We start from the raw sequence: 18,124 nt of genomic DNA on the forward strand, positions 1-18,124 counted from the left end.
CGCTATGAAAACAATCATTCTGCTTGGTGGCCTGATGCTAGTCGGCAATCTGCCTGGCAAGGCTCAGTCGACCGGAAACGCAATTCCGGCGCAAACCGCCATTTTCCCCAAAGGCGACAAAGCTCCGGCTACAAACTTCACCGGGACTGTATGGGTACAAACGCTGGTGCCCAACGATTCCACCATGAACTGCCTCGTGGGAAGCGTCACCTTTGAACCCGGAGCTCGAAGCAACTGGCATACGCATCCGACCGGACAGATATTACTGATTACGGCTGGTACGGGCTATTACCAGGAAAAAGGAAAGCCAATTCAGATCATGCATATGGGCGACGTATTCAAATGTCAGCCCAATATTGAGCATTGGCACGGCGCTTCGCCTACCAGCATGATGAGCCATATTTCGATCCTTCCCAATATGGAGAAAGGGAATGCCGTGTGGCTTCGAAAAGTAACGGATCAGGAATACAATAACCTCAAATAAAGCCATCACCTGTTGGCATCAACGACTATGAACAAACCGGAAAATCATACACCCAGACGACAATTTATCCAGCAATCGGCGGCTCTGAGCGCCACGGTTATGCTGGTAGGTCCCACACAACTACTGACAGAAAATAAGGCCATGAAAAATACCGCGTCGAAAGGATACGCTGCCAAAAGCAAATCGGATAAACTGGATATCTGGTCGTTCGAACGGCGGGCTGTTGGCGACAACGACATTCTCATTGATGTTAAGTTTTCGGGAATCTGCCATTCCGATATCCACCAGATTCGGGGCCACTGGGGTGCGCAAACCTACCCGCAGATTCCCGGCCATGAAATTGCCGGTGTGGTTTCGGCGGTGGGAAAAAACGTGACCAAATTTAAAGTGGGCGATCAGGCCGGAGTAGGCTGTATGGTAGACAGTTGCATGACCTGTACCAGTTGTACCAACGGGGAGGAACACCACTGCGACAACCACGCAACGGTGTTTACCTACGGGAGTCCTGATAAAACCTCGCCGACAGGGATAACGCAGGGCGGCTATGCCAATAACCTTGTCGTGAAAGAGCATTTTGCGATCAGGATTCCCAACACCATCCGGCTTCAGGATGCGGCCCCATTGCTCTGCGCCGGAATTACGACGTACTCGCCCCTGATGCGGTCGGGTTTTGCCAAGGGCGACAAAGTGGGCGTTGCCGGCATTGGCGGACTGGGCCATCTGGCCATCAAATTAGCCGTTGCCAAAGGGGCTGAGGTCTACGCCTTTACCACCAGCGAAAGTAAGCGTAAGGATATTCTGGGGTTTGGTGCCAAAGAAGTTATCGTTGTCGATTCTCTTGACAAGCTCAAACCCTACGCCGGTAGGCTCGACTACATGATTTCGACGATTCCGTATGCGTATGAGGTGTCGAACTACCTGGCCTGCGTCAGACCATATGGCAGTTTCACGCAGGTGGGTCAGCCCGTTGGCGGCCAGTTGACCATTAATAACTCGATTTTTATGTATAGCCGGGTCAACTACAACAGCTCCCTGATTGGCGGCATTCCCGAAACGCAGGAAGTAATGGACCACTGTGCGGAAAATAAAATCTATCCTCAGATCGAGGTTATTTCGGCCAAAGACATCAATGCGACCTGGGATAAAGTGGTGAACAAAGAAGCCCGCTATCGTTATGTTATCGACATGGCTACGATTTCCTAGATGACCAACTCGTAAATCGAATCATGAAGCCACTATGTTTTTCCATTTTTCTGACATTTCTGGTGTCACTCGTACCTATGAATCCCATAAACGCCCAAACCAACACGGCTTCCACCCACGCGTTAGATGACAAACAGCAAAGTCTAGTAACTATCTCAGCCTTAACGGCCACCGGCGATTTAGTCAACCTGAAAACCGCCCTGAATGTGGGCTTAGACGCCGGAATGACGATCAATGAAATCAAGGAAGCACTGGTGCAACTGTATGCCTACTGTGGGTTTCCCCGGAGTCTGAACGGCCTGAACACATTAATGACTGTGCTCGACGAGCGAAAGGTTGCCGGTAAAACGGACGTTGTCGGCAGGGATGCTACACCGGTTTCCTGGGCAGACAACAAGTATGAAACCGGTAAAAAAACGCTGGAAACACTGACCAAAATGCCGGACAAAGGCCCGACGGTCGGCGCCAACGGATTTGCTCCGATCATCGACACATTTCTGAAAGAGCACCTGTTTGCCGACATTTTTAGCCGGGATATTCTGACCTATCAGCAGCGGGAGTTAGTGACCGTTTCCGCATTGGCGGCCATGAGCGGTGTGGCACCCCAATTACAGGCGCACATCGGTTTGGGGATGAATACTGGCCTTACAGAAGCGCAGTTATCAGCGGCATTTCAGCTCATCGATCAAACCGTGAGCAAAAGCCAGGGCGATCTGGCCAGAGCGACACTCGCTAACGTGCTGGCTGCCAGGAAAAAATAAAATACGCGATAAAGCCCGGCACTGAAACTGGGTGTCGGGTTAATAGATCATATTACGTTTGGATTAACCAGAATCACATGAAAACTACGTATTCAACCAGCACATTTTTCCTTTTCGTCATCATGCTCACGATAGGCTATACAACTGCTTCGGCCCAGCAGGACAACCGGAAAGTCAGGATTGCGAAGATCGAAATTTACCCGGCCAATCTTGACGAGTACAGGTCGGCACTTGCCGAGCACGCCAAAGCAGCCGTGCAGGTTGAACCGGGCGTGCTGGCCCTGCAGGCCGTATACGATAAGGCACATCCTACCCAGGTTACGGTTTTTGAAGTGTATGCCAGTGAGGAAGCGTATCAGGCGCATTTGAAAACGGCGCACTTTTTAAAATACAAAAATGGGACGCTAAAAATGGTCAAGTCGCTGGAACTGGTTGAGGTAATGCCTATCGCGCTGGAAATCAAGCCAGCCTTGCTGAAAAAAGACTAATAGTGAGTGCCATGACGCAATAGATCATTAATTGAACCAAATGAAAAAACAACGAAGATTCAGACCTATCCTGTTTGGCGCTTTTCCACTGGTCATGGCTTTGCTTTTCACCGGTTGTTCTACCGATGAGAATAAGGAAAGGACTTGGTCGGTTTACAAAGCGGATGAAAACAGTTCCAGCTATTCGCCTTTGGATCAGATCAATGCATCCAATGTGGGGCAGTTAAAGCCAGCCTGGACGTTTGCCATTCACGATGCGCCGAAAGGCAGTACCGCTGGTGCAGTGAAACCGCAAGTGGCCAGCACGGGTAATAGCCAGTGTAATCCGATTATTGTTGACGGAGTCCTGTATGCGACTTCTTCCAAACAGTGGGCTTACGCCGTTGATGCCGCCACGGGTAAAGAAATCTGGTCCTTCGATCCGTTCAACGGGGCCGACAGAGGCAACATCAGCCGGGGCGTTACTTACTGGGAAACCCGCGACGGTGGGCCGGATTCAGACAAACGCATTCTGTTCACGGCAGCCGACCGCCTGATTGCCCTTGATGCCCGCACCGGCAAACCCATTGAGTCGTTTGGTGAACAGGGAAAAGTGAACCTGAATGTTGGACTTCGGGGTGACCCGAACGCCATTACGGTAACGCCAACGTCGCCGGGCATCGTTTACAAAGACCTGCTCATTCTGGGAAGTCGAATCCCCGATACATACGATGAGCAACCCGGTTTCGTGCGTGCCTATGACTGCAAAACCGGCAAGCTCGTCTGGACGTTTCACACGATTCCGCAGCCCGGCGAACCCGGTTACGAAACCTGGCCCAAAGATGCCTATAAATCAGTCGGGGGCGTCAATAACTGGGCGGGTCTGAGCCTCGACAGTAAACGGGGCCTCGTATATCTGGCCCTGGGATCGCCCACGTACGATTTCTACGGGGCCGACCGCAAAGGCGAAAACCTGTACGGCAACTGTCTGGTAGCCGTCGATGCCGCAACGGGTAAGCATGTCTGGCACTTCCAGACAGTACACCACGATCTGTGGGATTACGACTTACCCGCTCCCCCGAACCTGGTGACGGTACATCAGGATGGGAAGGACATCGACGCCGTTGCTCAGATTACCAAACAGGGCTTCGTATTTGTGTTCAATCGCGAAACGGGCAAGCCGATCTTTCCCATTGAAGAACTTAAGGTTCCGGTTTCGCACATGCCCGGCGAGACGGCCTGGCCAACGCAGCCTTTTCCAACGAAACCCGCGCCATTTTCCCGGCAATCGATGACGGAGGCCGACCTGACCCATTATTCGGATGCCGACCACGAAGCTATTCTGAAGAAGTTCCGCTCGTTACGCAACGAGGGCATTTATACTCCGCCAGATTTAAAGGGGACTTTGGAACTGCCCGGCACACGGGGTGGCGGAGAATGGGGCGGAGCGGCCTACGATCCGGCTTCGTCGTATCTCTACATCAAATCCAACGATGCGCCTGATATTCAGACTATAACTAAAGTTGATCAACTGGATGAAGGCGGAAACCTGACGGTTTTTGATCAGGGTAAAAAGTTATACACGACCTATTGCGCTGGCTGCCACGGTGCCGATAAAAACGGAATCGAACCCAGTTACCCATCGCTGGTCGGGCTGAAAAACCGGATGAATCGGGATGCGGCCTTATACAAGATTTCCGTTGGTGGCGGACCCATGCCTGCCTTCAAGACAATTTTACAGGGTAAAGAAGAAGCCATTTTGGCCTATGTCTACGACCTCAAACAGGGCGACTCAAAAAGTAATCCGAAAGAGGTTAAATCGAAACCGGCTCAGACCAAACCGGGCGCTCCCCGCTACCTGAACACAACGGGCTACGTGACTTTCAAAGACCCAAGCGGCAATCCGGCGCTGCGGCCACCCTGGGGTACACTGCACGCGCTAAACCTGTCGACGGGGGAATACGCCTGGCAGATTCCGCTGGGCAACGACGAAAAACGGCAGAAAAAAGGCGCTCCCGAAACGGGGCAGGAAAGTAAAGGTGGCCCCATTGTCACGGCGGGCGGGCTGGTATTTATCAGCGGCACTGCCGACAAAAAACTGCGGGCTATTGACAAGAAAACCGGCAAACTGCTCTGGCAATCGACGCTGCCCGGTATCGCCAACGCCACGGCCTGCTCCTATCAGGCCAAGGGCAAACAGTACGTGGCGCTGTCAGTGGGTGGTAGTGATGCGAACCCGGCTGGCTACATTATGGCGTTTGCGTTGCCGTAACTCTGTGTTTACTTTCTACTACGATTTTGCTTATGAAGAATGCCTGTCTCCGCCTGTTGCTTCTGAGCCTGAGTGTACCTGCGCTCGGTCAGGCCCAGTCCATCGATCTGAAACCCGTTTGGGAAACGGACACCACACTCCGCACGCCCGAAAGCGTCCTGTTTTACGCACCGCAACAGGTGTTGTATGTGTCCTGTATCAATGGTCAGGCAACTCCGGAAAACAAAAGCAGCTACATCGCTAAAGTGGGACTGGATGGCAAGGTGATTCAGTTGAAGTTTACGGACAATCTGAACGTCACGAAAGGCATGGGTATCCTGAACGGTAAACTGTACGTGACCGAAATGACGCAGGTTGTTGAGATCGCTTTGGCCACGGGCAAAGTACTGAAGCGGTATCCAATCGAAGGAGCCGTATTTCTCAATGATATTGCCGTTGACACCAAAAGGCAGGTGTTATACATCACCGATTCAAAGGAGAGTAAGGTGTGGGAGCTCACCAATGGGAACGTAAAGCCTGTCGTGGCCGGTGGTCCGCTCAAAGGCACCAATGGTCTTCTGGTTGATAACAATGACTTACTGATCGGTAATGGCGACGGTTCACTATTTCGCCTGAATCTGACGACAAAGCAAATTCAACTGGTCACTAAAGTGGTCACTACAAGCAGTATCGATGGCATTGTTGCCCTGGGCGACGGAACTTACCTGATCAACGAAGTGGCCGGAAAAGCCTGGTTCATGCGAGCCGATGGAACGACCGAATTAAAACTGGATATCGCAAGCCAGCAGATCAAAACGGCCGATACCGACTATGATCCCACTTCCAGAATGCTGTTTGTTCCGACCCTGTTTCATAACACAGTTCGGGCTTATTCGGTGAGGTAACTTTACGGGCGTTTGCTACTAAGGCGTACATGTGTAAAAGTATAAATGCTACCTCAGCTACTTCGGATGGTAATCACTCCGATACCATGAAATCGCCAGTAAAACTCATTATCCTACTTGTATTGACCTGTTTCGGTAGTCGCTTGCTTTACGCACAGCCGCTGTCCATTACGATTACCAAACGATACCTAAATCTGCCCATATCGCAAACCCAAAAACGGGAAGCGATGCAATTCATGGTCAATGATAAACAGGAACGCTCGTTCAAAATAAGGCTTGCCGCTGGTGAGCCCGACTATTGGGTGTTTTGTGATATGAGTGCCCTTCAGGGAAAAACCATTACCATTCGCTATGATGGCGATCAGGCGGGATTGACTAAAATCTATCAAGCTGATAAAATTGCCGGTCAGGATTCACTGTATCGGGAGAAAAACCGGCCGCAGTATCACTTTTCAACCCGCCGAGGTTGGATCAACGATCCCAACGGCATGATCTACTACGCGGGAGAATACCATCTTTTTTACCAACACAATCCCTATGAGCGCGAATGGGAAAACATGTCGTGGGGGCATGCCGTAAGCCGCGATATGATCCATTGGGAAGAATTACCAACCGCCTTATCGCCCGATAGTCTGGGAACCATGTTTTCGGGTTCAACCGTGATCGACTACACCAATACCGCCGGATTTAACCAGGGCAATACACCGGCGATGATTGCTTTTTACACGGTGGATAACCCGGAAAAACAGATTCAATGCATGGCGTATAGTCTGGATAAAGGTCGCACCTGGACAAAATATGCTAAGAATCCGTTGATCGACTCAAAGGCGAAATGGAATAGCAAAGACACCCGCGACCCACGCGTGTTTTGGTATACGCCTGGCAAGCATTGGGTGATGGTCCTGAATGAGCGGGATGGGCACTCGATCTATACGTCGAAAAACATGAAGGAGTGGAAATTTGAAAGCCACGTCACCGGTTTTTGGGAGTGTCCTGACTTATTCGAATTGCCCATCGACGGCGATACAAAGAAAACTAAATGGGTTATGTATGGCGCATCCGCTACGTATATGATCGGCTCATTTGATGGGAAAACGTTTACGCCCGAATCAGGGAAGCATTACTACGTTACCGGCACCATCTATGCGGCACAGACCTTCACGAATATGCCTCAAACCGATCCTCGGCGGATTCAAATTGGCTGGGGTCGGGTTCCGCAACCGGGTATGCCGTTCAACCACATGATGTTGTTACCCACCGAGCTGAAACTTCATACGACCAAAAACGGCCTGCGACTTACGAGTGTACCGGTAAAAGAAACGGAGCAATTATTTGAGAAGGTACAGCAGGCTGCGTCACTAAGTGCAGCTGACGCCAATGAGAAGGTGAAATCGTTTAACCAGTTAGACCAGTTTCGAGTCAGGACGACCCTGAAACTGTCGCATGCCACGAGCGCGGGTTTGTCTTTATTCGGGCAGCGTTTGCTGGATTACGATATGAATGGCAACCGGGTAAACGGCGTGTTCTATTCGCCTGAAAACATGACCAGCATGGAAATCACTGCCGACATCTATGTTGATCGGACATCCATAGAAGTGTTCATCGACGGTGGTGCTTACTCGTATTCGTTGGAAAGAAAGCCAGTAGCAGGCAACACCGAAGGGCTTCGATTTTGGGGCACACCTAGTGAGGTGAAGAATCTGGAAGTATATACAGCCAAATCAATCTGGAAATAGTGTGCTTCTGCTAGCTTAATCAAAAACAGCGTGACTAACTACCTTAAAATTTAGCAGTTAGCCACGCTGAATCTTTCAGTGCACTACTTTTTCAGCACCAATCGCTGAGTCAGTCGCTTCGTCGATGTTTGCCACTGGACCAGATACAGCCCCGCTGGTACTTGACTCAGATCGAGTGTGTACTCATTCAGACCAGACTCTACGGATACAGACTGGCTAACAATCGGCATACCCGCCAGATTCAGCACAGACAGTGTGCCTGGTAGGGTCGTACCAACCTGCGCTTCACCTGTCAGGACCTGCACACGCACGGGACCAGTTGCTGGGTTTGGACTGACGGTCATTCGACCTTCGTCGGGAAACTCAGCAGATGCTGCTACCCGCGCCGAGCCGTTAGGCGTCTCGATACGTACATTATCCAGATAGATCGGATTCGGACCGAAGGTTGGCATATTCAGTACCAGCCGTTTAATGCGCGTCGGGTTCCCTAACTGCGGCATTGTGATTACTACCTCCTGCCATATATTGGGCGTTGGCTGGAAGCTGTACGTCTGGCTCGCCTGACTGTCGTTTTCGGCGTAGGTCGTTAGCGCAAGCGTTTTGTTCGTCGTGGGATACATCCAGAATCGGATTGTAGACTGGGACGCAACAGACAGCGCCGTTTTACGGAAGATGGACCAGGCACCCCATCCGTCAAAGGTCAGCGAAGCCGATTTCTGGCCTACTTTCACCGGATTCGTATTCACATAGTTAGTCACTAGTCCCCACGACCAGTCGTCCCAGCCTGGGTTGAACGCTTCATCATAGATCATTTCAACGGCAGACGAACCAGCACAGAAGGCAGTCGATACGCTTAGGGGAACGCTCGTTATTAGTCCATTGCCAGACGCATCATTAGCTCGGACTATGAAGCTGTAACCCGTGCCGCAGGTCAGCCCAGAAACATCCAGCGATGTGCCAGAAACGCTGCCGTTCAGCAGGATACCATTCTGATAGACGGTGTAACCGGCAACATTCGTGACACCCGATGAGGCCGTCCAGTTCAGACGCAGGCTAGTGGTCGTTACGTTGCTGGCCGTCACGTTAAACGAACCTTCGAGACGGACGTTGTCTACGTAAATCAGGTTCGCACCCGGTGCCTGCGACTGGATCGTTAGCCGCTTGATCTTTGCCGGGTTGGCGAGTTGCGGCATGGTGATCACTACTTCCTGCCATACATTGGGCGTGGGCTGAAACGACACGTACGGACTTTGTCCACTCTCATTTCCCGAATTTGTACAAACGCCAATCGTATTGTTTGTCGTAGCGTAAATCCAGAATCGAAGCGTCGTTTGGGGCGTCGTGACAAAGTAAGTAGTGCGGGTGATTGCCCAGCCTCCCCACCCATCGGTATAGCTGATCGCCAGCGATTTCTGATTCACTTTGACCGGATTGGTATTTGCGTAGTTCGAACTGATCGACCAACCCCACTCCTGCCAGTTTGCGTTTAACGACTCATCATAAATTACGTCACTACCCGTAGGCTGTGCGGGTGGACAGTCCAGCGTTATCGCGTTGGTGGCCGCACTCGCTGCTGATTTATTAGTAGCCGCATCTTTTGCCAGCACTGTGTACGTGTAGGTTGTACCACAGGCCAGATTGCTCACATTGAACGATGTACCTGCTACATTACTACTCAATAACACGCCATTTTGATAGACTTCATAGGCCGTAATGCCCACGTTATCTGTTGATGCCGTCCAGGTCAGCGTAAGACTCGTAGCTGTTACATTGCTGGCAACCAGGTTCGTAGGTACGCTAGGGGCTTGCGTATCGGTGCAGGATGTGGTCATAACGTACACCGTGTTACTGTTGGGCGATATGTTTCCGGCGGCATCCTTGGCGCGGACCGTGAAGTTGTACGATGTATTGCAACTTAGGCCCGAGACATCCAGTGATGTGCTCACTACATTGCTGTTTAACACAGTACTACCCTGCAATACCTCATAAGCCGTAATGCCCACATTGTCGGTCGAGGCTGTCCAGGTTAGGCGTAGGCCGGTGGTGGTGACGTTGCTGGTGGCCAGATTGGTTGGCGCGGTGGGCGCTTCGTTATCTTGCGAATCGGTACCTGCTACCAGACGGATATCATCGACGACGAAACTTTGCGTACTGCCAGAACCGTCAGTAATCGAAATCCGCTGAATCTGCGCCGGATTGCCCCATTCGCTCCAGGGAATGCGGACGAGCGTCCAGGTGTTCGGTTCTGCGGTGATGTTATAAAAATCTGTCGTCGAGCCTACATCGACTTGACTCATGTTTACACGCACCCGCTTATCGGTGCCGTAGAACCAGAATTGCAGCCCGCCGGGGTAACTGGCTGTGTTCAGTACCTCGCTGTTACGCAAGCTTAATCCGCCCCAGGCCGTGGTTACGTTTACCTTCAGCGACTTCTGTCCAAGTTTCACGGGGTCTGTATTGCCCGGATTATTGTTGCTATTCCACGACCAGTCAGCAATTGTACTTTTCAGGGCGTCTCCGTAAATAATGAAATCATTGGGGCTGGGAGCGGGTGTATTCACCGTCACGGCGTTACTGGCGTTCGAGCGGTTGGCCGAAAAGTCAATGGCCTTTACTGTAAACGTGTAGCTGTTGCTGGGCGATAACGTCGTGATATTCAGATTCGTCTCCGGCGTTTCAGCAATCTTGGTGTCGTTCTGATATACCTCGTAAGCCGTAACACCCCGGTTATCCGTCGAGCCGGTCCAGGTCAGTTTCACCGAGTAAGGTGACAGGTCCGAAGCAACCAGATTGGTCGGCGCAGTGGGCGGTTCGGTATCGGTGGGGTCTGAGGTAGGCGTCATTAACCGACTGAGCAGGCTGATGTAAGGGGCCTGATTGTAAATTGCCACTTCGGTCAGAATCCACGAATTTTCGGGGAAACCCGTGTTCCAGTCCTTGTACCGTTTCTGGAGCGGTTCGTTGCGGAGATAACCTTCGGTGCCGTCATATTGATCCATATTGTTGGGACCACCCGGTACATAGCCTGGTGCAGGCCCTTTGGGCGAGGTAAGAGCATTGTCCCAATCGGTGCCGTGCTGGAACCAGGTATGGTAAATCTCGTTCTGCGAGTTCTCGGCTCCATAAACACCCATGTTCGATAGCATGACCTTACCTTGTGCGTTCACACCATGAAACCAGTGCAGGTATTCGGCCGCCACTTCCCGATAAAGCGCTTTGTTAGACGGATTCACGTTGAAGTTGACGAAATCCAGATTGGCAACGCCCGCATTGCCACGAACCTGATTGCTTCCCCAATGGTATTGTGCATCGGCCATGTAAGCCCGATAGAGGTCCGTTTTGGCCGTATAATCATTGATGGATAATACCCCATTCTGCTGACTTTTCAATGCTCGAATCTGTGCCGCTACTGTAGGCGTAGGTGCCGGATTAGCGGCATAGCGCAACAATGCCGTATGAACATGCATCGTGTAAGGACCCCACCACTGGTTGGCAATCGGCTGAATCTGATTATACTGCGAATCCACAAACACTTTATAGTCAGCCTTACCCGTTGCCTCGAATAGATAAATAGCCGCCACTACCGCTGACTGCCGTTGAATATCCGCCGGTTTATCGGCATCCCCCGACCGAATGTCCTGATCATCGCAGGTCGTTTCGAAATACGTGAAATTGCGGGTGGTGATCTTTGCCCGATTAAATGCCTGTTCAGCTCGGGCGATCATATCCTGCGCGTAGTCGCTCAGGCCAGGAATGGTTCGATATACTGCTCCGGCAACAGCAAACATAGCCGCTCCTGATAATGTCGACGATGTACATTCGGGCACATAATAGCGTGGCCGACGGTCGGCGCTGGGCGGTAATCCGCCGTTTCGGTCGCTTTCATCGTAGTTGTCGACCCCCACTTTCAAGAACAAGCCGCCCGTACCGGTGGCGTCCTGCATCCGACGCATGAAATCAAGTTCCCATTTCACCTCGTCCAGAATGTCGGGAATCCCATTGCCGGATTCGGGAATGTTGAAATTATCCCCAAATACCGTCGGATTGAGCCGATAGGCTTCCAGCAACAGAGCCACGGGTTCTTCGGCAAACGTCACGTACTTGTTCATGTCGCCTGCGTCCATCCAGCCGCCGTGTAAGTCGTGAGCCGTACTCATATCGCCTTTTGCGTACCGGCTTGTAGCTTGCCGATCCTGACCCGGCCATTCGTGGGTGGCTGCGTCGGCCCACTTCGCGTCGGTGTAAGGAGGCTGCTTGGCGAAGTTGATACGTTGGTAAAAGTACGTCCGCATGGCGGCTTTCAGCACGTCGCCATAAACGTTATCACCAATCTCGAAACGGTATGACCCGGCATTCTTTCCCACATCGAAGATGTAGTATGAACCGGGCGTATTGACCGACGAGAAATCGAACCACCAGCCTTTGTCGCCAGACTGCGTTTGGGTAACACCATCGCGCCAGACTTGCAATGTACCTGTAAATACCACGGCATCGTCGGCCCATCGACGTACCTGATACTGATTCACGCCAGTGCTGGCATTGAATGGTGTCCCCGCATTTGATCCGACCTGCGGACTAACGACGACGGCCACTTTTCGGGCGTTTTGCAGATACCCAAACTGATCGACCCGAATAAACTCAGTCGTACTGGGTGGTGCGGCCAGACTCCGGAATGAGGTAAGGAGCCAGACCAATGTCCATACAATTTGTTGTTTCATAAAAAGTAATTCCCGCGCCCCGAACGGGCGTTTTAGTGAATGAAGCCGCCGAAGCGGGTGCTTTTTCGGGGCTAAAAGCGGGCGAACTTATCGTGCCAAGGGCCAGGAAAAAGGTGCATATAGGACGAACCGACAGAAACAACGGTTGAGTTGGGAGGAAGGGGCACTGGATTATTTACATCTGGTTTGCTCGTTGGGAATCATCAACGTTAAATCTGCGTAGTTACTTGAAAACGCGCTTGCTATTTCTGTTTGAACAAACACGTTATGGAAAACAATAAACGCTCTATAGTTATCCTGATTCTGGGACTGTTGGCAGCAGTATGCCCCTTCTCCATTGACATGTACCTGCCTGGTTTTCCAGCCATAGCCAGAGATTTGCATACAACGGTCGACCAGGTCGCTTATTCACTATCGAGCTTTTTTATTGGGGTTTGCCTGGGCCAGTTGATATGTGGTCCTTTGCTGGATCGCTTTGGGCGGAAAACGCCATTAATGATTGGTCTAGGGTTATATATTCTGGCTTCCATTGGTTGTTCACTTTCTCCATCTGTGGAAGCCCTGATTGGCTTTCGCTTTTTGCAGGCCCTGGGTGCTTGTGTGGGTATGGTCGCTCCGAACGCGATGGTACGGGATTTATTTCCGGCAGAGGAAAATGCAAAAGTGATGTCCTTGTTAGTGCTGATCTTAGGCGTTTCGCCCATTCTGGCGCCAACAGTCGGTAGCTATCTGATTGCAACCAGTGGATGGGGCATAGTCTTTACCGTATTAGCTATCGTTGCCGCTTTGTTGTTGGTGGCTGTTATGCGGTGGCTACCCGAAAGTAGAGAAGCTGATGCAGGCGTCTCTCTGAAACTGACCGCTATGCTACAAGGGTACGGGCAGGTTGTGAAAGAGTCTCAATTTGCTACCTATGCCGGTGCTGGTGCCTTAGCATCGGCGGGCTTATTTGCTTACCTGGCGGGATCACCGTTCATCTTCATGAAATTGTATGGCGTAAGTGAGCAGCAATACGGAATCATTTTTGCAATGATAGCCGCCGGACTCATTGGTAGTAGTCAGCTCAACAACTTGCTATTACGTACTTATACGAGCAGCCAACTGCTAACGGCTGTAATTGCGATTCAATTTCTAATCGGACTACTTTTGTTAATTGGCACAGTAAGCGGTTTCCTCGGTTTATATAGCACGATTGGATTACTATTTTTATTCCTGAGTTGTCAGGGTTTTACGTTTCCAAACTCAGCTGCTCTGGCAATGGCTCCGTTTACCCAACGAGCCGGAAGTGCATCTGCCTTGCTGGGTGCTTTGCAGATGGTCTGTGGGTCTATCGCATCTGCGTTGGTAGGGCTGTTTTTCAATGGCACAGCGGTGCCCATGACTGCTATCATGCTGATTTGCTGCACACTGGGTCTATCGGCCTTACTACTAGGCCACAGGCGGATGGCATACCAGGCGAAACGGGAAGTTGCCGCTCAGCAAAGCCTGGAAATCCTAGAGAAGTTTTAACGTAACGAAGTTGTCTGTCGATAAACCGACTTAATCAGGAGTTTAATGCTGTTGTAATTGACTATAGGTACCATGAAAGCTGCCGTTATCTATCACCCAGGCTCGCCCGAGGAGTTTATCCTTGAGGAACGCCCTGTACCAACTCCAGTAGACGAACAGGTTTTAGTCAAGGTCAAAGCGTTTGGGTTGAACCGCTCGGAACTGATGACCCGCAAAGGCTACTCACCCGGTGTTCAGTTTCCGCGTGTGCTGGGTATCGAGTGTGTTGGCGAAGTAGCGATTGATCCCTCCGGTCAATATGCCAAAGGTCAGCAAGTAATGGCGCTGATGGGCGGCATGGGCCGGGATTTCGACGGTAGCTATGCCGAATACACTGTGTTACCTAAACACCTGCTACGACCGTTCCAGAGCTCATTGCCCTGGGAGACTCTGGGAGCGATTCCCGAAATGTTTCAAACGGCTTATGGTTCGCTGTATCCAGCTCTGAATATTCAGCAAGGCGAAACCCTGCTGATTCGCGGGGGTACGTCATCAGTCGGCATGCTGGCGACTCAACTGGCTAGCTTAGCGGGGTTGACCGTACTGGCAACAACACGTAACCCCCAGAAAGAAACTGCGTTACGTGCCAATGGAGCCGCACATATATTGATCGACAATGGTACACTGAACGAAGTCGTGCGAGCTATTTATCCAGCAGGTGTCGATAAAGTGCTGGAACTGGTAGGGACGTCTACCCTGCATGACTCGCTGCTTTGTCTCAAACCCGGAGGCACTGGCTGTATGAGTGGAATGCTGGCCGAAAGTTGGACGATTCCCGATTTTGCCCCAATGGATTTCATCCCCGCTACGGTGCGCCTGACCACCTACGATAGCGGTCAGATCATTAGCCCGACAGCAGTGTTTCAGGACTTCATCCGCCAGGTTGAAGCGGGACAGGTAAAGCTGGCCGTCAGCCGGACGTTTTCGCTGGATCAGATCGTAGCGGCTCACCAATTTATGGACAGCAATCAGGGAGCCGGTAAGATTGTCGTGCTGATCAAGTGAAGGACTACCATGCTGGAACAGTTTAAAACGACTATCGTTACTTATTTCCCGGAACTTGCTGAGGCTTCGTTTAGCTTGCTGACCATGGGATGGGATTCCATTGCGGTTGATGTAGACGACAAGTTCTTATTTAAATTTCCTCGTGAAGATGATGGCGTCGAAGCCTTACGAAGGGAAGCCGCCATGCTTGCTATTGTTCGTCCCCGACTTACATTGCTGGTTCCTGATCTTGAGTTTTTTGACGCCCCGCAACCCTTTTCGAAGCATACGAAGCTGAAAGGGAATCACTTAGTGACTACGCAATATGAGTTGCTAACAAGCAATGCAAAGCAAAGGCTTGCTGAAGCTATCGCACGTTTTTATGCGGAGCTTCACGCTATCGAGCCCGAATTACTACAAACTGCGGGTGCGCTGCCCGGCGACCAATGGCCGACGCCGGAAATTATTCTGGCTGGCATTCAACCGTATTTATCAAAAGTACTTCTGGTAAAGGCTGAAAAGACGCTCGATACATGGGCAAGACTACCCGACGATCCTCATGGAATCACGTACGGATTTTTTGACGGACACGGCTGGAACATGGCGTTCGACCACGAAAAGCAACGGCTTACAGGCATATATGATTTTGGCGATTCTGGATTTGGTGAGTTGCACGAAGAATTCATCTACACCAGTTTTATTTCGCCTGAACTGACTTTGCGAGTGATTGCTCAATACGAACTCCTAACAGGTCGCCTAATCGACCGTGAGCGTGTTTCTATCCTGACAGGTGTGCTGCTATTAGTAGAGCTGGCCGACATGGGCGACGATCCCAAACATGGAGCGCTTGTTTTACAGAATGCGTTGGCCTGGCTTGCTAACCATTGAATTTGTCGCCTTGATCTAAGTAAGTTGTTGAAAATGAGAGACTATTGTGTCTGCGTTGTTTGGTAATCTATCTAGCCATTATGGGTTTTGTCGCTGTTTGCTATCTTTATACAGCAGTTGATTCGTTAACGATACAAATCAAAAAGATCAGGATGAACTGCCTTTATGATTGTGGACGAATGGATAGATTAGGTATAGCCAGCGAAGGATGAGGCACACCGTCAAGGATATCTGGATACGTGTGGTTGGGATTGCGTTGCTGACAGCCTTGTTGCTGGTGAGCGATGATACTTATCAGCAACCAATTAACGGGCCGGTACTCGTTAAGTTCCTGTTTGCGCTCACTACAATAATTATTACCTGGCATTTGAACCGGGCTATAATCATTTATTACCGGACCCGCGCATTGTTTCCAACGAATCGGACCAGCCGATGGCTATTCACGTTCCTAAGTTGTGGATTGGCTACTACTTTAGTTGCCTGGCTTATGGCTGCCTTCGAATATGGCGCTATTCACGGAACCGTGCGAGGTTTTGTAGATCAGCTCCAAACGATATCCATAACCCTTAACCAGGTAACCGTCCGCCTAAGTAGTTATGGTTTCGATTGGCTTCATGGGTTAGTTAACGCGTTGTTTTATACTTTTTTATATGGGATTGTGTTCTTTATCCGGGATTCGTCGCTTTACCGCCAGCGACTGGAGCAGGCTGAGCGGGAGAAAGAACAATTACGCGTTACTAATTTGCAGAGCCAACTGGATGTTCTCAAACAGCAGGTAAATCCCCACTTTTTATTCAATGCCCTGAATTCATTATCGGCTCTGATTGCGGAAGACCCGAAGCAGGCTGAGGAGTTTCTGGATAAGTTGAGTGGCGTATATCGCTATGTGCTACGGGCCAACGAGCAGCACTTGACCACATTGGAAGCGGAGCTATCGTTCATCGACGCTTATTATCACCTCCTCAAAACGCGATACGGAGACGGGTTAACACTTACGGTTGCGGTTGAAGCGTCTCATCGCTCCAGCCAGCTTCCTCCACTAACCCTGCAACTGCTGGTCGAGAACGCAGTGAAGCATAATGTGGTTTCACCAAAACGGCCACTAAGTATTCAGATTATCAGTACTAGCCAGACTGAACTGATCGTGAGCAATACACTCCAGCGCAAACAAACCCACGTGTTATCGAATGGAGTAGGGCTGACTAACATCATCAGCAAATACCAGTTGATGAACCTGCCCATACCCGTGATCGACGAAACCAAAGGGCAGTTTATTGTTAGCCTGCCCTTGCTCCTTGAACCGACGGCTTTAGTAAAATGATCTCATTTCTACTTGAATGAACCTACAGATCAGCAACCTGAATAACTAATTGATAACGGTCAGAATTGGTGAGAATTGGTTCGAAGACACCTGTTGTCGACGCCTGATACCCTTTGTCGTAGAGGTAATTTTTGACCGCTAACGCCTTATTGGTGGCTACATCACGAGCCGTAATCTTATACTGACCAACAGGAACGTTGTAGGAATACAGCCAGTCAGGGCGCGCTACTTGCGTCTCACCCGTGCTACCGTCCACCAGCGGGCCAACCGGCTCCATCGTTACTTCAATATCGGGGAAGTGCGAATTACTGGTATGATTATCTACCTCAATCGTGCCACCATAGTAGCCACTATCGCCAAAATTTGATCGAGGGCCAGCGACTTTCAGTCGCAGATTTTTCACAGCCCCTTCTTCGGGCGCGAAGGCGCTGTCATCTTCAACGAACAACGCCAGACGGAAAGGGTAATTCAGGTAGTTAACAGTAATGTGGCCCCGCACGTAGTAGGAACCAATCAAAGGCCCACCGCCTGTACTGAGCTTGATCTTGTAGTTGCCATTGGCGTCAGAATAGCCGATCAGGTTATTAACTACACCACCAGTGTTGTTGACCGTAATTTCGGCGCCTTTAATAGGCTGACCTTTTGTATCGACCACTTTACCAGACACATAGCCCGCTTGAGGTGTAGAACTGTCGCCTGGTGGAATCGTATCGCCAGCCTGTTTTGAGCAGGCAGCCAGACCAATCAGGCTGACTACCAATAGAAAGTGTCTTAATGATTTCATGATTGAAAAATGAGTTGTTGTTTACGAATTGGTAGTTGATTTTGGCGAAATGCCACAGGATTTGATTTCTTGCC

Annotated in this window: 14 protein-coding genes; 11 read left to right on the forward strand and 3 right to left on the reverse strand. The window is 50.7% G+C overall.

Annotated features, from left to right (window positions below):
- Positions 1 to 4: 4 nt before the first annotated feature.
- The 7 genes from GO755_RS33775 to GO755_RS33805 all read left to right on the forward strand — a co-directional run bounded on the left by GO755_RS33775 (position 5) and on the right by GO755_RS33805 (position 7,807).
- Positions 5 to 484, forward strand: coding sequence for a (R)-mandelonitrile lyase (locus tag GO755_RS33775; RefSeq protein ID WP_157589863.1), 480 nt, complete (start codon positions 5 to 7; stop codon positions 482 to 484).
- A 27-nt stretch (positions 485 to 511) separates the two neighbouring features.
- Complete coding sequence (locus GO755_RS33780; protein ID WP_157589864.1) at positions 512 to 1,687, forward strand: NAD(P)-dependent alcohol dehydrogenase; 1,176 nt, start codon at positions 512 to 514, stop codon at positions 1,685 to 1,687.
- A gap of 23 nt (positions 1,688 to 1,710) precedes the next feature.
- Positions 1,711 to 2,448, forward strand: coding sequence for a carboxymuconolactone decarboxylase family protein (locus tag GO755_RS33785; protein ID WP_157589865.1), 738 nt, complete (start codon positions 1,711 to 1,713; stop codon positions 2,446 to 2,448).
- Positions 2,449 to 2,525: 77 nt separating this feature from the next.
- Entirely contained in the window at positions 2,526 to 2,936 is a 411-nt protein-coding gene (locus GO755_RS33790; RefSeq protein ID WP_157589866.1) for a putative quinol monooxygenase, read from the forward strand.
- A 40-nt stretch (positions 2,937 to 2,976) separates the two neighbouring features.
- The gene (locus tag GO755_RS33795; protein ID WP_157589867.1) at positions 2,977 to 5,187 is read left to right on the forward strand and encodes an outer membrane protein assembly factor BamB family protein; all 2,211 of its coding nucleotides are present in this window, start codon (positions 2,977 to 2,979) and stop codon (positions 5,185 to 5,187) included.
- 32 nt (positions 5,188 to 5,219) lie between these two features.
- A complete protein-coding gene (locus GO755_RS33800) occupies positions 5,220 to 6,071 on the forward strand; it encodes an NHL repeat-containing protein (RefSeq protein WP_157589868.1) in 852 nt (283 codons plus the stop codon).
- Positions 6,072 to 6,157: 86 nt separating this feature from the next.
- Positions 6,158 to 7,807: a DUF4980 domain-containing protein gene (locus GO755_RS33805; RefSeq protein ID WP_157589869.1), complete on the forward strand. Its 1,650-nt coding sequence runs from the start codon at positions 6,158 to 6,160 to the stop codon at positions 7,805 to 7,807.
- A gap of 83 nt (positions 7,808 to 7,890) precedes the next feature.
- Here the strand turns inward: GO755_RS33805 and GO755_RS33810 are convergent, their stop codons facing one another.
- Complete coding sequence (locus GO755_RS33810) at positions 7,891 to 12,525, reverse strand: glycoside hydrolase family 9 protein (protein ID WP_157589870.1); 4,635 nt, start codon at positions 12,523 to 12,525, stop codon at positions 7,891 to 7,893.
- Positions 12,446 to 12,667 carry a hypothetical protein gene (locus tag GO755_RS41080; protein WP_198175009.1) on the reverse strand — a complete coding sequence of 74 codons (222 nt, stop codon included), beginning with the start codon at positions 12,665 to 12,667 and terminating at the stop codon, positions 12,446 to 12,448. Before GO755_RS41080 ends, GO755_RS33810 begins: the two co-directional genes overlap by 80 nt.
- 125 nt (positions 12,668 to 12,792) lie before the next feature.
- Between GO755_RS41080 and GO755_RS33815 the strand changes: the two genes are divergently transcribed.
- The 4 genes from GO755_RS33815 to GO755_RS33830 all read left to right on the forward strand — a co-directional run bounded on the left by GO755_RS33815 (position 12,793) and on the right by GO755_RS33830 (position 17,266).
- Positions 12,793 to 14,034, forward strand: coding sequence for a multidrug effflux MFS transporter (locus GO755_RS33815; protein ID WP_157589871.1), 1,242 nt, complete (start codon positions 12,793 to 12,795; stop codon positions 14,032 to 14,034).
- Positions 14,035 to 14,106: 72 nt separating this feature from the next.
- Positions 14,107 to 15,078, forward strand: coding sequence for a zinc-binding alcohol dehydrogenase family protein (locus tag GO755_RS33820; RefSeq protein WP_157589872.1), 972 nt, complete (start codon positions 14,107 to 14,109; stop codon positions 15,076 to 15,078).
- Between the two features lie 9 nt (positions 15,079 to 15,087).
- Positions 15,088 to 15,945: a phosphotransferase family protein gene (locus tag GO755_RS33825; protein ID WP_157589873.1), complete on the forward strand. Its 858-nt coding sequence runs from the start codon at positions 15,088 to 15,090 to the stop codon at positions 15,943 to 15,945.
- Positions 15,946 to 16,153: 208 nt separating this feature from the next.
- A complete protein-coding gene (locus GO755_RS33830) occupies positions 16,154 to 17,266 on the forward strand; it encodes a sensor histidine kinase (RefSeq protein ID WP_157589874.1) in 1,113 nt (370 codons plus the stop codon).
- 22 nt (positions 17,267 to 17,288) lie between these two features.
- Here GO755_RS33830 and GO755_RS33835 read toward each other — a convergent pair whose 3' ends face one another.
- Positions 17,289 to 18,050 carry a peptidase associated/transthyretin-like domain-containing protein gene (locus GO755_RS33835; RefSeq protein WP_157589875.1) on the reverse strand — a complete coding sequence of 254 codons (762 nt, stop codon included), beginning with the start codon at positions 18,048 to 18,050 and terminating at the stop codon, positions 17,289 to 17,291.
- Positions 18,051 to 18,124: the final 74 nt, after the last annotated feature.

Source organism: Spirosoma arboris, from assembly GCF_009754945.1.
Classification (GTDB): domain Bacteria; phylum Bacteroidota; class Bacteroidia; order Cytophagales; family Spirosomataceae; genus Spirosoma; species Spirosoma arboris.

What these genes read in the sequence shown, in the direction of transcription:
- GO755_RS33775 (WP_157589863.1), top strand. Translation starts at nt 5, where the DNA reads ATGAAAACAATCATTCTGCTTGGTGGCCTGATGCTAGTCGGCAATCTG.
- GO755_RS33780 (WP_157589864.1), top strand. Translation starts at nt 512, where the DNA reads ATGAACAAACCGGAAAATCATACACCCAGACGACAATTTATCCAGCAA.
- GO755_RS33785 (WP_157589865.1), top strand. Translation starts at nt 1,711, where the DNA reads ATGAAGCCACTATGTTTTTCCATTTTTCTGACATTTCTGGTGTCACTC.
- GO755_RS33790 (WP_157589866.1), top strand. Translation starts at nt 2,526, where the DNA reads ATGAAAACTACGTATTCAACCAGCACATTTTTCCTTTTCGTCATCATG.
- GO755_RS33795 (WP_157589867.1), top strand. Translation starts at nt 2,977, where the DNA reads ATGAAAAAACAACGAAGATTCAGACCTATCCTGTTTGGCGCTTTTCCA.
- GO755_RS33800 (WP_157589868.1), top strand. Translation starts at nt 5,220, where the DNA reads ATGAAGAATGCCTGTCTCCGCCTGTTGCTTCTGAGCCTGAGTGTACCT.
- GO755_RS33805 (WP_157589869.1), top strand. Translation starts at nt 6,158, where the DNA reads ATGAAATCGCCAGTAAAACTCATTATCCTACTTGTATTGACCTGTTTC.
- GO755_RS33810 (WP_157589870.1), bottom strand. Translation starts at nt 12,525, where the DNA reads ATGAAACAACAAATTGTATGGACATTGGTCTGGCTCCTTACCTCATTC.
- GO755_RS33815 (WP_157589871.1), top strand. Translation starts at nt 12,793, where the DNA reads ATGGAAAACAATAAACGCTCTATAGTTATCCTGATTCTGGGACTGTTG.
- GO755_RS33820 (WP_157589872.1), top strand. Translation starts at nt 14,107, where the DNA reads ATGAAAGCTGCCGTTATCTATCACCCAGGCTCGCCCGAGGAGTTTATC.
- GO755_RS33825 (WP_157589873.1), top strand. Translation starts at nt 15,088, where the DNA reads ATGCTGGAACAGTTTAAAACGACTATCGTTACTTATTTCCCGGAACTT.
- GO755_RS33830 (WP_157589874.1), top strand. Translation starts at nt 16,154, where the DNA reads ATGAGGCACACCGTCAAGGATATCTGGATACGTGTGGTTGGGATTGCG.
- GO755_RS33835 (WP_157589875.1), bottom strand. Translation starts at nt 18,050, where the DNA reads ATGAAATCATTAAGACACTTTCTATTGGTAGTCAGCCTGATTGGTCTG.